Source organism: Streptomyces sp. NBC_00775, from assembly GCF_036347135.1.
Classification (GTDB): Bacteria; Actinomycetota; Actinomycetes; order Streptomycetales; family Streptomycetaceae; genus Streptomyces; species Streptomyces lutosisoli.
The window spans coordinates 10,381,118-10,395,962 of the sequence record NZ_CP108938.1 but is presented as its reverse complement, the minus strand read 5'-3'; the positions used below and the strand labels follow the sequence as shown (position 1 = coordinate 10,395,962).

At 70.6% G+C, this 14,845-nt stretch carries 10 protein-coding genes and 2 pseudogenes; 5 read left to right on the top strand and 7 right to left on the bottom strand.

The genetic code is table 11. The features are described 5' to 3' along the window. The first annotated feature begins 421 nt into the window (after positions 1–421). The gene (locus OIC96_RS46340) at positions 422–2,476 is read left to right on the top strand and encodes a DUF4139 domain-containing protein (RefSeq protein ID WP_330302043.1); all 2,055 of its coding nucleotides are present in this window, start codon (positions 422–424) and stop codon (positions 2,474–2,476) included. An 8-nt stretch (positions 2,477–2,484) separates the two neighbouring features. Further along, on the top strand, positions 2,485–4,047 hold the full coding sequence (locus OIC96_RS46335; protein ID WP_330302044.1) for a mucoidy inhibitor MuiA family protein: 1,563 nt from the start codon (positions 2,485–2,487) through the stop codon (positions 4,045–4,047). Between the two features lie 184 nt (positions 4,048–4,231). Here OIC96_RS46335 and OIC96_RS46330 read toward each other — a convergent pair. After that, positions 4,232–4,594: pseudogene (locus OIC96_RS46330) on the bottom strand (alpha-ketoglutarate-dependent dioxygenase AlkB); the annotation flags it as partial. A 368-nt stretch (positions 4,595–4,962) separates the two neighbouring features. Here OIC96_RS46330 and OIC96_RS46325 point away from each other — a divergent pair. Continuing rightward, on the top strand, positions 4,963–7,506 hold the full coding sequence (locus OIC96_RS46325) for an ATP-dependent Clp protease ATP-binding subunit (RefSeq protein ID WP_330302045.1): 2,544 nt from the start codon (positions 4,963–4,965) through the stop codon (positions 7,504–7,506). A gap of 341 nt (positions 7,507–7,847) precedes the next feature. On the opposite strand, the pseudogene OIC96_RS46320 reads toward OIC96_RS46325, so the two are convergent. Both OIC96_RS46320 and OIC96_RS46315 read right to left on the bottom strand, forming a co-directional pair. Then, a pseudogene (locus OIC96_RS46320) lies at positions 7,848–7,994 on the bottom strand (IS1380 family transposase); the annotation flags it as partial. A gap of 4 nt (positions 7,995–7,998) precedes the next feature. Further along, positions 7,999–8,601: a sugar O-acetyltransferase gene (locus tag OIC96_RS46315; protein ID WP_330302046.1), complete on the bottom strand. Its 603-nt coding sequence runs from the start codon at positions 8,599–8,601 to the stop codon at positions 7,999–8,001. A 132-nt stretch (positions 8,602–8,733) separates the two neighbouring features. Here OIC96_RS46315 and OIC96_RS46310 point away from each other — a divergent pair, with 132 nt between their 5' ends. Beyond that, positions 8,734–8,940 (top strand): hypothetical protein, encoded by a 207-nt coding sequence (locus OIC96_RS46310; protein WP_330302047.1) that lies wholly within the window; start codon positions 8,734–8,736, stop codon positions 8,938–8,940. 146 nt (positions 8,941–9,086) lie between these two features. On the opposite strand, the gene OIC96_RS46305 is transcribed toward OIC96_RS46310, so the two are convergent. The 4 genes from OIC96_RS46305 to OIC96_RS46285 form a co-directional block, all read right to left on the bottom strand. Continuing rightward, positions 9,087–9,566 carry a hypothetical protein gene (locus OIC96_RS46305; protein ID WP_330302048.1) on the bottom strand — a complete coding sequence of 160 codons (480 nt, stop codon included), beginning with the start codon at positions 9,564–9,566 and terminating at the stop codon, positions 9,087–9,089. Positions 9,567–9,862: 296 nt separating this feature from the next. Next, the gene (locus OIC96_RS46295; RefSeq protein WP_327326263.1) at positions 9,863–10,297 is read right to left on the bottom strand and encodes a VOC family protein; all 435 of its coding nucleotides are present in this window, start codon (positions 10,295–10,297) and stop codon (positions 9,863–9,865) included. A 468-nt stretch (positions 10,298–10,765) separates the two neighbouring features. Beyond that, complete coding sequence (locus OIC96_RS46290; protein WP_330302049.1) at positions 10,766–10,900, bottom strand: hypothetical protein; 135 nt, start codon at positions 10,898–10,900, stop codon at positions 10,766–10,768. A gap of 44 nt (positions 10,901–10,944) precedes the next feature. Next, on the bottom strand, positions 10,945–11,682 hold the full coding sequence (locus tag OIC96_RS46285) for a VOC family protein (RefSeq protein ID WP_330302050.1): 738 nt from the start codon (positions 11,680–11,682) through the stop codon (positions 10,945–10,947). Between the two features lie 362 nt (positions 11,683–12,044). Here OIC96_RS46285 and OIC96_RS46280 point away from each other — a divergent pair, with 362 nt between their 5' ends. Next, positions 12,045–14,789 (top strand): helix-turn-helix transcriptional regulator, encoded by a 2,745-nt coding sequence (locus OIC96_RS46280; RefSeq protein ID WP_330302051.1) that lies wholly within the window; start codon positions 12,045–12,047, stop codon positions 14,787–14,789. The last annotated feature ends 56 nt before the right edge of the window (positions 14,790–14,845 follow it).

Genomic DNA, 14,845 nt, shown 5'->3' with positions numbered 1-14,845 from the left:
TAGGGCCGCGTCAGCAACGAGGCCGCCTTCCTCCTCCAGATCCGGCCCGGCGGTGACCTCGCCCTGTTCCAGGCGCTGAACCGGCTGCTGCTGGAGGCCGCGGACGCCGCCGAGGGCACCGTGCAGACGGAAGTAAACGGGCTGCCTCAGAAGGAGCGTTGGGCATTCGAGCGGCCGCCCGCTTGCGTGCGGGCAGCCGTAGCCGTCCACGGCAGCACTGCAGTGCATGCCACCCGCTCCCTGGAGGAGGCCGTGAAACGGCTGCTCAGCCAAGGGCGTGTGGTCCTGGACGCCATCCTCCTGATTCGACGCGGACGCGCAGACCGCCCGGGCGTAGGCTTCGCTCAGCATGGACGCGACGGGGGCGGAGCACGTGACGGCTGAGTCAGCACAGAGGTGGGGGTCGACCCTCGATTCGGTCGTGGTGTACGCGCAGGGCGCGGTCTGCCGACGCCTGGCCCGGGGCAGCGTGTCGTCTGACGGCCGGGTGCGGGTGACGGGACTGCCCCGCTCGCTGGACCCGGGCTCGCTGCGGGCCCGGGTCCTGGGCGCCTCCGGGGTGCGAGTCACCGAGGCCCGGGTGGAAGTCGAGGCCGAGCCGCTCGACACCGGCACGCCCGACGAGTTGCGGCGCGAGGTCGAGCGGCTGAGCGACGAGTACGCGGCGGCGCAGGGACGCCGGGACCGACAGCTGAGCCTGATCGAGGAGGTCAGGGCTCTCCACCCGGTCCCACCTGCCCGCAGGCGCGAGGACCCGCACCGCCGCACCCCGGTCGACGCGTGGATGGAGCTCGCCGACTTCGTCGACGAGCGGCTGGCGGGACTGCACAACCGCCTCGTCGAGCTGGAGGAGGCACTGCGCAACGTCGAGCACGAGCTCACCGTCGCCGCCGACAGGCTCGCCCGCGCCTCCACCGACGCACCGTCAGCGCACGTGGAGACCACGGTCTGTGCGGTCCTGACCCTCGACGGCACCGGTGATGCGGAGGTGGAGCTGGAGCTGGAATACGGGGTGCCGGGCGCCGTCTGGGTGCCGGCCTACCGTCTCACTCACCGTCAGGGCGACGGCAGCGGCCGTCTGGTGCTGCGCGCCTCGGTCGCCCAGCGGACCGGCGAGGACTGGACCGGCGTGCGCATCGCTCTGGCCACCGCCGATCTTCGGCGCCTCACCGACCTGCCGAGGCTCCGCTCGATCCGGATCGGACGCAGTCAGACCGCCCCCGCGCCTTCTGGCTGGCGCGAGCCCCCGGCCGGGCTCGTCGACCTGTTCTCCGGTTACGACGCGGCAGGCCCCGGCCCAGCCACGACCGCCGCACCCGCGGCTGTCGGTGCCGGCTCCGCGCCCGTGGGTGCCGCGGGCGGCTCCGCGTCCGGTCCCGTTCCACCGCCGCCTCCCCCGTCGCCGGCACTGCAGAGCTACGGCGGTCCGCCGGCCGCAGTCCCGGTGCCCGGCGGCGCAGGCGGCGCGCCCCCGGAAGTCTTCGGCGGCGGGATGCCCGCCCTCCCGCAGCCGGCCGGATCGCGACCGGGCGACAGGCCGCGTACCGGCGGCAGGCCCCTCGCGGGTGCCCTCGCCGCCACGGCGCCCGCAGATCCTGGCCGGGCTGCGCCGCCACCCCCTCCGGCACCGGTGGCCGGTCCGCCGCAGCCGAGCGGTGCCGAGCTCGACTATGCCGCCCTTGTTCTGTGCGGCCCCGACGAGCAGGGCGGTCGCAGAGGCCGGCTGTTTCCTGACTCTCCCTTCGACCCGGTGGCGGCCGAGTACCGTCGCCGCGCCGAAGCGGTGGCCGCGCTGCCGCTGCCCGGACAGGCCGTGCGGCCCCGCGAGTCGGCGGGTTCCTTCGACCACCGCTTCGATGCCACCGCCCGCGCCGACATTCCGTCAGACGGCACCTGGCACACCGTCACCGTCGGCGAGATCCCGGTCGGCCTGCGTACCGAGTACCTCTGCGTGCCGTCCGTGGAGCAGACCGTGTACGCGACGTTGGTGCTCTCCAATGCCACCGACCAGGCACTGCTGGCCGGCCCGGTGGAGGTCACCGTCGACGACGACTTCCTGCTGACCGCCGCACTGCCCACGCTTGCCCCCGGCGGTGTCCGCCGGATGGGCCTGGGGCCGGCCGAGGGCATCCGGGTCACCCGCCGTGCCAATCTGCACGAGTCGACCTCGGGTCTGCGCAACAACACCACCGTGCTCGACCACCGCGTCCACGTGGAGCTGGCCAACCGGCTCGCGAGGCCCGTCACCGTGGAAGTCCGCGAGCGGGTGCCGGTCACCTCCGAACCGGACGTCCGGATCGAGGAACGGGCCGGCTGGACGGCACCCGAGGAAGGCACGGGGCCCGATCGACATGCGCCGGGCACCCGTGTCTGGCGACTGGACCTGCCCGCAGGCGCCACTGCTGCCCTCGACGGCGGCTACGAGATCCGCATCCCGACCGGCAAGGCCCTGGTCGGCGGCAACCGCAGGAGCTGACACACGCCATGTCCACGGCCCCGAAGCCGATCGCTCTCCCCGTCACCGCCGTCACGTGCCTCGAGGATCGCGCCCACATCGAGCGCACCGTCATGCTCGACCTGGAGGCCGGGGTCCAGCGGCTGCGTCTCGGGCCGGTCAGTGCGCTGGCCGTCGACCGGACCCTCCATGCCGAGCTGACCGCCGATCACCCCGCGACCGTGCTCGACGTGCGGATCGTCCGCAGCTGGACGCCGCGCGGGCCGCTGCCGTCCACCGACGACGACTCCGCCCTGCGCCACCGCGTACACACCCTCGAAGAGGAGCGGCTGGCCCTGGGGCAGCGACGCGATCGGCTGCATGCCCGCCTTGACCTGCTCAGCCGCCTCGCCGCCGATCTGCTGCGGGAGATCGGCGAAGGCGCCGGGTCCGGAGAGACGGAACGGCCCCGCTGGGCCCGCGAACTGGACAGGGTGGACGACGAGCGCGACGCGCACAGCGAGCAACTCCGCACCGTGGAGGCCCGGCTGGCTACCCTCGCTGTCGAACTCGGGGAAGCCCAGCGGGCCATGTATCTCTCCGAGGAGGAGCCCGCCGCGCTGGTCGGCCATATCGAGTTGACCGTGGAGGCCGCGGTAGCCGGGCCGGTCGGGCTGCGCCTGAGCCACCTCACCCCGTGTGCGCTGTGGCGGCCCGCCTATCGGGCCGTGCTCGACGGGGACTCCCTGACCCTGGAGACCGACGCGATGGTCTGGCAGCGCACCGGTGAGGACTGGTCGGACGTACGGCTGACATTGTCGACGGCCCGCTCGGCGCTGGCCACCGATCCGCCACGGCTGGGCGAGGACCGGCTGACGCTCAAGGACCGATCCGCAGCGGAGCGCCGCACGGTCGACGTCGAACTGCGCGAGGAGGAGATCGGGGCCCTCGGCCCGGCCCCGGTGCTCGGCCTGCCAGGGGTGGACGACGGCGGCGAGGCGCGGGTGTTGAGATCTCCCGCGCCGGTCTCGGTTCCTGGTGACGGCCGCGCCCACCGAGTGCTGCTCTCCGCATTCACCACGGCCGCGCGCAGTGAGTACGCCTGCTCACCGGAGTTGTCCCCCCTGGTCACCCAGGTGGTGCGGTTCGACAACCTGTCCGGCCACGCGCTGCTCGCCGGGCCCGTGGACCTGGTCCGCGGCAGCGGCTTCAGCGGCTGCGGCACGCTGGACTTCACTGCCCCCGGCGCCCCCGTCGAGCTGGCCTTCGGCAGCTGCGACGACTACAGGGTGGTCCGGGATACCAAGGAGTCCCGCGACTCCGCCGGTATCACCCAGCGGACCGTGGTCACCCGTACGGTCCGGCTGCACCTGTCCCGGTTCTCCGCCCCCGGGGAGCACAGCGAGCGGGTGGTCGTCCTTCGGGAGCGGATCCCGGTCTCCGAGGTCTCGGCGGTGGAGATACGCCTGCACAAGGATTCGTGCTCCCCGGCGCCCGACGTGGTCGACGCCGAGGGCATCGCCCGCTGGGACATCACCCTCCCACCCGGCAGCCGCCGCACGGTCACCCTGGTCTACGAGCTGTCGGCGAGTACCAAAGTCACCGGGCTCTGAGCACGGTGGGCCGCTGCTCGCCTGCTGATGCAGGCCTGATCTGGGCTCCCGCCCCCGGCCGGGGGCATCTCGCACACCCGAAGGACATGAGGGGCGGTCACCACTGGCCGCCGGTACGCGGCCTGTCGCCCGGTCGCGACCGGCTGCTGCGAGGGCGGGCCTCCCGCCTGCCGACAGCACGTACGCCGTTGCGGTAGTGGCACAGGCCGGCCGTCGTGAAGGGTTCACCGAGCTCGGCGGCGTAGTGCCTGGAGAGTGCCTGCCGCGCCTCGTCGAGGACGGGGCGGTGCAGCGGTTCGCCGGCACGGTAGAAGGCGAGCAGGCGCGGGACGTCCACGACCCGCTCGAACGTCTGCCGCCGCTCGGCCTTCCAGGGAACATCCGTGGCCAGCTGTTCGAACAGGGCGTCGGCGCCGCTCAGCCTGCCCGGCAGGAGGTCGATCCAGGCGCCGTCGCCCAGCGCGGTTCTACGGGGCCCGTCCAGTGGGAGTGGAAACACGTCGTCGCCCTGATCGAACAGAGACCGCTGGAGCTGGTGCGTCGCCATGACTACAGGCCACCCGCATTCGAACGCATGCGCCATTAGGAACGTATCCCGTCCCGGACCCCTGCCCCCCTGGGCGCCGGGCGGCACCGGTGGATACCGCGGTACGGCCCGGACCCCGGGGGTCCACCCCGGCAGGCACCGGCCATCCCGCGCGCCAGGATCCGCGGATCGATGCGCGCTACATACCCCCGCTTCCCGCCAACCCTTGTTCCCGTCCACCGACACGCGGCGCCCATATCGTCTAAATTAGGGCAAGTGGGGTTGCGGCCGTCTGTGGTCACGCCGGACTTGCGGGACCGCGTCCGAACGGCTGTACGTGCACCGAGAGAGCGTGGCCCGGTCGGGCCGGGCCACGGGGACGGATAGCCATGACCGACGGCCAGCGGGGTCCCGAGAACGGTCCGGACCCCCTCGGAGACTTCCTCTCGCACTTTCTCGGCACCGGACAAGGTGGAGAACCGCCCGACCCGCGGCGCATCGACTTCAGCCGTCTGTTGAGCGGTCCCGCACGGCAACTCGTCTCCGTCGCAGCGTCCTATGCCGCCCAGCACGGGAGTACCGACCTCGACACGGAACACCTCTTGCGGGCCGCGCTCTCCACCGAGCCGACTCGTCGCATGGTCACGCGAGCGGGCGCCGATCCCGACGCGCTCGCCGCCGAAATCGACCGGCAGGTCGGGGAGGGGCCGCCACGCCAGTTCATCGCCGTCACCCCGGCGGTCAAGCGCGCTCTGCTCGACGCCCATGAAATCGCGCGCTCCACCGGCGCCTCCTACATCGGCCCGGAACACGTGTTGGTGGCACTCGCCGCCAACCGCGACTCCGCAGCGGGGCAAATGCTCAACGCCGCGCACTTCTCGCCGCCCGTCGGCGCCCGGGACGGCCTCACGCCCGCGCCCGGAAGCGCCGGCCAGCGTACCGGCCCCGGCGAGCGGAACACCCCCAACCTGGACAAGTTCGGGCGCGACCTCACCGACCTGGCTGGGGAGGGCCGTATCGACCCGGTCATCGGCCGCGACGCGGAGATCGAACAGACCATTGAGGTACTCGCCCGCCGAAGCAAGAACAATCCCGTCATGATCGGCGAAGCCGGAGTGGGCAAGACCGCCATCGTCGAGGGACTGGCCCAGCGCATCGCGGACGGCGAGGTGCCGGACATCCTGCTGGGTCGGCGTGTCGTCCAGCTCGACCTCTCAGGAGTCGTCGCCGGTACCCGCTTCCGTGGGGACTTCGAGGAACGGCTCACCGGCCTCATCGACGAAATCCGCGCCCACTCGGACGAGCTGATCATCTTCATTGACGAACTTCATACCGTCGTCGGGGCGGGCGGCGGCTCCGAGGGCGGACCGATGGACGCGAGCAATATGCTCAAGCCCGCTCTGGCCCGCGGCGAACTCCATGTCGTGGGGGCCAGCACGCTCGAGGAGTACCGCCGATACATCGAGAAGGACGCCGCGCTCGCCCGCCGGTTCCAGCCGGTTCTGATCCCCGAGCCCAGTCCGGCGGACGCCGTCGAGATCCTGCGGGGTCTCCAGGACCGCTACGAAGCCCATCACCAGGTCCGCTACACCGACGAGGCACTGCTCGCCGCCGTCGAGCTGTCCGACCGCTATCTCACCGACCGCTACCTGCCCGACAAAGCGATCGACCTCATGGACCAGGCCGGCGCACGGGTCCGGCTGCGCTCCTCCACCCGCGGCACCAACGTCCGCGCCCTGGAACGCGAAGTGGAGCAGGTCACCCGGGACAAGGACCAGGCCGTCGCCACCGAGCAGTACGAGCGGGCGACCGAGCTGCGCGACCGACTCGCCGACCTCCAGCAGCGGATCGCCGAGGGGAACCACGCACAGCAGCCCCGCAGCCATGTCACCGAGGTCACCGTCGAAGACATAGCCGACATCGTGTCCCGTCAGACCGGAATTCCCGTCAGCAGCCTCACCCAGGAGGAGCGGGACCGGCTGCTGAGCCTGGAAGAACATCTGCACCAGCGCGTCATCGGCCAGGACGAAGCGGTGACCGCCGTCGCCGACGCCGTCCTGCGCTCGCGGGCCGGTCTGGCCGACGCCAGCCGCCCGATCGGGAGCTTCCTCTTCCTCGGCCCCACCGGCGTCGGCAAGACCGAACTCGCCCGCGCGCTCGCGGAGGCGCTCTTCGGGAGCGAGGACCGGATGATCCGTCTCGACATGAGTGAGTACCAGGAACGGCACACCGTCAGCCGTCTGGTCGGCGCTCCCCCCGGCTACGTCGGCTTCGAGGAGGCCGGACAGTTCACCGAAGCGGTGCGAAGGAACCCCTACTCGCTGCTGCTCCTGGACGAGATCGAGAAGGCGCACCCCGACGTCTTCAACATCCTGCTGCAGGTGCTCGACGACGGGCGGCTCACCGACTCCCAGGGCCGCACGATCGATTTCAAGAACACCGTCATCGTCATGACCAGCAACCTCGGTTCGCAGGCCATTACCGGTCGCGGCGGCGCGATGGGATTCGGTGCCGGCGACGCGGACGCCGACGAGCAGGCCCGCCGCGAGCGGGTGCTGCGCCCCCTGCGCGAACACTTCCGGCCGGAGTTCCTCAATCGCATCGACGAGATCGTGATCTTCCGCCAACTCGCCGACCAGCAGCTACGGCAGATCACCAACATGCTGCTGGACGACTCCAGGCGCCGGCTCCACGCCCAGGACGTCACCGTCGATGTCACCATGGCTGCTGTCGAATGGCTCGCCCAACGCGGCTACCAGCCCGAATACGGTGCCCGCCCGTTGCGCCGTACGATCCAGCGCGAGGTCGACAACCGGCTCTCCCGCATGCTGCTCGACGGCAACCTGCAGCCACACAGCCGCCTCCGGATCGACGTCGCCGACGGTGAGCTGACCATCCACAAGGAGGAAGAACCACAGGGCCCCGCGAGCTGACCCCGAGCGGCGCGTCCCGGAGAGCTCCCCCTGACTCACACATCGGGCCATGTTCCGCGCCAACTGTTCCTGATCGATGCTGACGTGATCGTGGTGGGGACGGGGATCGCGGGCTCGGCTGAGCCGTTCCCACAGCCCTCCCCGATGCCAATGCCAGGAAGCTGGGATGGGTGACGAGGCTGTCGGTCCAGGGAACTGACATCTCGTCAAGAAACCTGGCCCGGGGTGCATGTCCCGAAGACCTCCTCGGTCTCCTGGCACCACATTTCCTGACGGTCCTCGGTATCGACGGGCTGCCCGGCAGACCGTGCCCCGCAACTCTCCAGGGCCTGCTTCACGCCCTCGGCCCGCAGCATCGCGACATCCGCCAGGCAGTCCCTGCCCAGGGCGACCGCAAGCGCCTTGTCCAGCAGGATCTTGCCCGAATCGTGCACTACCCGCGGCTTGCGCCACGGTGCCGGCACCGCCGATATCGCCGCGTCCAGGCCGGGGCTAACGCCCGGCAAGGCGCGTGGTGAGGTCTTCGTCCGTGATGGGGCGGAGCACACGGCAAGGGGTTCCGACCGCGACGGCCATGGGGGGAATACTGCGGCTGACGACGCTGCCGGCGCCGATGACCGATCCGTATCCGATACGAACGCCCGGGAGGACGACCACGTTGCTGCCGATCCACACCTTGTCCTCGATCACGATCGGTTCCGAGAACCTCCCGAAGTCCACGCGCCGCGAGGGGTGCACCGGGTGTCCCGTCGTGGTCAGTGTCACGCTGGGAGCGATCATGACATCGTTGCCTATACGGATGTCCACGTCATCGACAAACGTGAGGTTCACGTTTCCGAAGAAGTCGTCACCGATATGGACGTTGCTTCCGAACCCGGCGTGAAACGGCGGCAGCAGCACCGTGCGTTCTCCGACTGATCCGAAGATCGCAACGAGCAGCGATCGACGCTTTTCCGTTTCGCTCGGTGGTGTGTGGTTGTACTCGAAGATCTGCTCGGTGCGGCGTTGAGGAGCCTGGAAGGCTGCTTCCGACTCGGTATACACAAGCCCCTTACCGATCCGGGCCAGGACTTCTTCCTCATGACCTTGCGGCACAGCAGACCCCTCCGCTCAGCAAACCCCTCAAACACAGGCGCAACGCGCCCCCCCATCCACCGGGCGCAGCCAGAGCCTACGTGCACCGCGAAGACACCATCAGCCCTTTTCCGACCTCTCGTTGTCCTCTACATGTGCATCGTCTCCGACACCGCGCCCCCACCACGCCCATACCGGGGGCACTTGGGCGGTGTCGGCGGCACGCATGTCATTGGTGCGGCCGTACAGCATCTCTGGAACCCGGCCACGGCGTCGAAGACCTTCCCGGTCATACGCAGCGGCCCCGCCACCCACCAGACCACACTGAGCCGGCCCCGCCTCGCCGGCTTCCACAGCTGACCAGTCGGCCGGACGGCTGGACGACAAGAACCTGCCTCCGCTTCGCCTCAAGGTCACTCCAGAGACTGGCCGACCGCCCTCAGGGACTACGGGTTCGCCCACCCCGCTTCCCCCGGCGGAGGAATCGTCAGGACCTGTGGATCAACTCAGTTGGGCTGCTCTCTGTGCCGCAGCCGCTGGCTCGCTGCGTTTCGGACGCGGCGGGATCGTCCACGTTCGGCCAGCAGTCTGAGGGCCTCGGATGAGGCCACGAACTGCGGGGTGGAGGCCATCCGTTGGAACCAGTCGGATGCTGCGGTGAGCTCTTCGTCGGTCCATGGGTTGCCCAGGGCGAGGGTTCTGAGGAGGGTCCACTCGTGCAGGCGCTGGGTGAGGAAGTCGCGATCCGCGATCGCCTCTGCCATGGTCTGGGCCCAGGCAGTGAACTGTGGGTCGGTCAGGAGGCCGGCGGCCCGGCGGTCGAGATGGCGGCCCACCGCGCTGTCGGCCATCGTCGCGTCCTGGTCGTGCAGGACGGCGGCCACCAGGTCGGCCTCGTCCGTCTCGGCGACGGTGGCCAGGGCATGCAGGTAGTGGGTGAAGCGCCGATGTTCGGCGGGCTCTTCGTCGAGGTGGGGGCTGGTCATGCCGCGATTCTCTCCGGCCGCTCAACCAGCCGGCCGCGCTCGAAATGGGCTCCTGCCCGGACCAGGGCAACCAGGTGGGATGCGTTGACTGCGTGCCGGCGGGCCTGCGCTGATTCGATCAGAGCGGACTTCCTGCCATTCCGCCTCGGTCGTGTCGGAGGTGTAACACCGGGCCCGGTCCGGATAATCGCCCGCGTCACCGAACCGGTGAGCGAGCAGTCGCACGGCGACACGGTTCGACTGATCAAGCCCGCCGACCGGTGAGCGGAAGCCTTCTTGAAGCCAGCGCCCTGCCCTCAATCCAGGCAGAATTCGTTTCCCTCCGGGTCGGTCATCACGATGATCCCCTCGTCCAGGCCATTGGGCTCGAGCCGGTACAGCCGCTTCGCTCCCAGCCCCTCCAGCCTGGTGGCCTCCTCCTCCAGCGTGGCCATCCGCTCGTCCCCGGTCAGGCCGGGTGCTGCGCGCACATCCAGGTGCAAGCGGTTCTTCGCCGTCTTTCCCTCCGGGACCTTCTGGAAGAACACCCGCGGCCCCTTGCCGTCCGGATCCGTGATGGCCGACCGGTCGTTGTGGTGCTCAGGCGGCACGCCCCACGCCGTCAGCGCAGCCGTCCAGTCGGGGAAGCCCTCGGGCGGCGGCTGGATGCGATAGCCCAGCGCCTGAGCCCAGAACGCCGCCTGCGCGCCCGGATCGGCGCAGTCGTAAGTCACCTGGAATTCCTTGGCCATGCCGCCTCCGACCGCTCGAAACCTGCCCACGTCCTCGCCCCGGTCGCCTCCCGGAACACAGCGCCATCCTCGCACCGGCCTCGGACAAGCCGCTCGCCGATCCCGGAGTCAGTCCCCCGCCCTCAGCCCCAGCACCAGCCCAGGACCGGCAACCCCAACCGCCCCCGCGAAGTCTTCGCCCGCCGCCTTCGGCGCCCCCTCCGCCACAGTGAGCGCGACCTGCACCCGCTCGGCCTCCTCCCGCAACCGTGCTGCCCATTCCCGGACCCGCTTCTCCCGGGCCTCCAACGGACCGAGCACCGACGGCACAGACCACTTCCACAAGCACGATGCGAGCAGTCGAACGACCCCATCTCTCCCGCCGCCGAGCAGAGTTCATGTCCACGCAGCCCGAATCAAACGATCACGTTCGGAAAGCGGATGGCTTCTTACCTATCCGGAGCGACTTCGTGTCGCACACTGAGCGCTTCAGTCGGCGAGTTGAGTGGTGTGGTCGGCGAGCGAGCCGATCTCGCCCCCTGCGCGCAAGCTCTCGCCGCCCGAATCGACCGAGACGCCACAGCCCGACCCACCCGGGGTCTTGGCGACCTGCATTGCCCCCATGACCAGACAAGGCTCCCGTGTCGGGGTGTCGTCAACGCTCCGCGTCAGGACCGGGCGAGGACGCAGAACTCGTGGCCCTCCGGGTCGGCCAGACACGTCCACGGGACGTCGCCCTGGCCGATGTCGAGGTCGGTGGCGCCAAGGGCCCGCAGCCGGGCCACCTCCGCCTCCTTGTCGTCACCGGGGTCCGGCACCAGGTCAAGATGGACGCGGTCCGGCACGGTCTTCACACCAGTGCGGCGGAACTCGAGATACGGGCCGACACCCTTGGCGGAGCGCCACACCGCATGATCGTCGGTCACCTCGTGCAGGGCCCAGTCCATCGCCTCGTCCCAGAACCCGGCCATGGCCCGCGGATCCGCGCAGTCGACCACCACCCGGGCGATCGGCCCGGTGTCCCGGTAGATCTCCCGAAGCTCCAGCACGCAGAACTCGTTGCCCTCCGGGTCGGCGAGGACCGTCCACGGCACATCGCCCTGGCCCACGTCGGCGGGCGTCGCACCGAGAGCCAGGAGGCGCGCGACCAACTCCGCCTGATGGGCCGCAGAGGTGGTGGCGAGATCGAGGTGCACACGGTTCTTTGATGTCGTCTTGGGCTCCGGGACGGCAATGACGTCGACGCAGACGCCGACCGGGTCCAGCCAATCGAAGCCGACGGGTTGAGCGGCGGTCGCGCCGGGTTCCGCGCTGGTAACACGCCAGCCGAGCGCCTCCGCCCAGAACCGGCCGACCGCCGAGTCATCAAGAGCCTTTATGTTCACCAGGACAGGTCGCAGGGTCATGCCGGCGATCCTAGGCACCCGCTCCGCAATGACGCAGGTACCGCCGCCGAACAGAGATCAACTCGCGCGCCGACGCTGGTCGAGCGAATTGATGACGCGTATCAGGAGTGTCCGATCGCGTACGACGTCGGTGCCGACTCGGTATGGCCGTCGCGCTGAACAAGCCGTCGTCAGCGTGATCCGGTTGGCGGAGGAGCCGCGGCGAAGCGGAGGGAGGCAAATGACTTGTGCAAGCTTCCCGCAAGTCCGGGCGGGCATATGCAGGATGGGCAGCACCAGCGGAGGGTGCGGGCGCAATGTACGTGGGGGGACCGCGTTGCCGTTGACCTTGCCACCCGACCTCTTTGAAGGGTTTCGGTGTCATGCTCAAGGGGCGGGTCAGGGAACGTGAAGCGCTCGATCGGTTCGTCGCGGACCTGCGCGAGGGATTGAGCGGTGTCGTTCTCCTACGCGGTGACGCCGGCATCGGCAAAACTGTGTTGCTGGAGCATGCGGCTGCGGAGGCCGCCGACTTGCGCGTCCTGCGGGTGGCGGGTGTGGAGGCGGAGTCCGGGTTCCCTTTCGCGGCGCTGCACCGTCTGCTCGTACCATTCCTGGACGGTCTCAAGGAGCCCGGCGCGCTGCCCGAGACGCAGCGCGCGGCGCTGCGGGTGGCGTGTGGACTGGCCGACGGCCCGGCCGCCGATCAGTTCCTGGTGGGGCTTGCGACGCTCACACTGCTTGCGGAGGCCGCGAAGCAGCGGCCTTTGCTGGCCTGCGTCGATGACACCCAGTGGCTCGACGAGGAGTCCTTGGGCGTGCTCGCGTTCGTAGGCCGGCGAGTGCACGCCGAGGGCGTCGGCCTCTTGTTCACCGCGCGGACCGGATTCGACGCGCCCCCCGGCCTTCCGTCTACCGAAGTCACCGGTCTGCAGGACGAGTTCGCTCTGGAACTGCTGCGGGAGACTGTCCCCGGACAGCTGGACACCCGTGTTGCGGCGCGGATCGTGGCCGCCACCGCCGGGAACCCGCTGGCACTGGCTGACCTCGGGCTGGAACTGTCCGCCGACCAGCTCTCCGGAGGGCTCGCGCTGCCCGAACCACTGCCCGTGGGCGGCAGGCTGGAGGCGCACTACCTCCAGCAGGTTCGCGAGCTGCCGGAGCCGACGCAGACCTGGCTGCTCCTCGCCGCCGCCGAACCGGGCGGCGACCTTGGGTACCTCACGAGCGCGGCACACCGGCTCGGGATCGGCACGGAGGCCTCCGGTCCGGCCGAAACCGCGCGTCTGGTGGTGCTGCACGCCGCCGTACGGTTCCGCCATCCGCTGGTGCGGTCGGCTGTGTACAGCGGCGCCACCAGCGTCGAGCGAAGGCGGGCGCACCACACGCTGGCGGAGGTCACCGACCGCCCGGCCGACACGGACCGGCGGGCCTGGCATCTCGCCGCGGCCGCCATCGGGACGGATACCGCCGTCGCCGCGGAGGTGGAATGCGTGGCCGACCGGGCGGGCGCGCGGGGTGGCTACGCCGCGCGCGCCACCTTCCTGACCCGGGCAGCCGAGCTGACGCCCGAAGGCGACGTACGAGCGGGGCGGCTGCTGGCGGCGGCCGAGGCAGCGCTGCGGTCCGGGGCGCCGCTGCAGGCGGAGTCGCTGCTGGACGGGATCGATGCGCAGCTGCTCGGCGATGTCGGCCAGGGCCGGGCGCTGTTGGTCCGGGCGACCACGGGTCTCGCGCTGGGCGGCGCGGGTTCGTTCGCGCAGGCGCCGGCGCTGTGCGTGCGCGCCGCCCAGTGCCTCTCCGACGGTGCTCCGGACCTGGCCCGTGAGGCGCTCCTCAGGGCGATCGACCGCGCCATCACTGCGGAGCACCTCATTCGGGACACGACGCCGACCGAGATCGCCCGGGCCGTGGAGACGCTGGTACCGCGCACCGGTGAGGCGAGCGGCGTCGACCTCGTGCTGCGCGGCTTCGCGGCCCTGGCCACCGACGGCTACGAACGCGCTGTACCCCACCTGCGGCGGGCCTGCGCCATGGTGCTGGACCCGGGCACCCCGGAGGAGGAGGTGCTGCGCGCCTATCTGCCCGCCGTCACCCTGTCGATGATCCTGTGGGATGAGCAGACACACACCGCTGTCATCCGGCGGGCGGCTGACGTCGCCCGGCGGACCGGCGCGCTGTGGCAGCTGGACTCCGCGCTGTACTGCGCCACGATGTCCGAGACCAATCTCGGCGAGCTGGCCGCTGCTGACGACCTGTTGGCCGAGGGGCACCAGATTCGTGCGGCGATCGGCGCGAACGACGACGTGTGGGCCATCTACCGGCATCCCGAGCTGCTCGCCTGGCACGGCGAGCGCGACGACCTGGACGCCGTTCTGCGCGGGTCGATGGGGGCCGGCACCTGGCTCGGCATCGGCGCGGTCGAGTCCATCGCCCGCATCGGCATGGTGGTGCTGGCTCTGAGCCGCGGCGACTACGCCGAGGCGCGCACCCTCGCGCACGAACTGATCGAGCACGATGTGCTCGGGGTGCATTCCCGGCTGCTCCCCCACCTTGTCGAGGCGGCCGTACGCTGCGGCGACCGGGTCCTGGCCACGGCCGCGCTGGGGACGCTGACATCCCGGGCGACGGCCTCCGGCACGCCCTGGGCCCTGGGCCTGCTGGCCCGCTCGAGTGCCCTGCTCGCAGCCGTCGGCGACGCCGAGCCGCTGTACCGCGAGGCGATCACCCTGTTGTCGGGCACCGGAGCCCGCTCCGATCTCGCCGTCGCCCACCTGCTGTACGGCGAGTGGCTGCGCCGCCGTAAGCGCCGCAGGGACGCCCGCGAGCAACTGCGTACGGCCGTCACGATGTTCGACGCCATGCGGGCCTCGGGATACGCGGCGCGCGCCGCCCAGGAACTTGCCGCCACCGGGGCGCAGCCCCAGCGCGGAAAGGCCGGGACGACGAGCGCACTGACCCCGCAGGAACTCCAGATCGCGCGCCTCGCCAAGGGCGGTGCGACCAACGCCGAGATCGCCGCCCAGCTGTACATCAGCGCCAGCACCGTCGACTACCACCTGCGGAAGATCTTCCGGAAGCTCGACGTGACGTCCCGGCGCCAGCTCCACCAGGCATGGGACGACTGACTCCGGGTCACGACTACGCGCTCCACGGGATTCGAGCACCGTCCGCCCTGGCGACG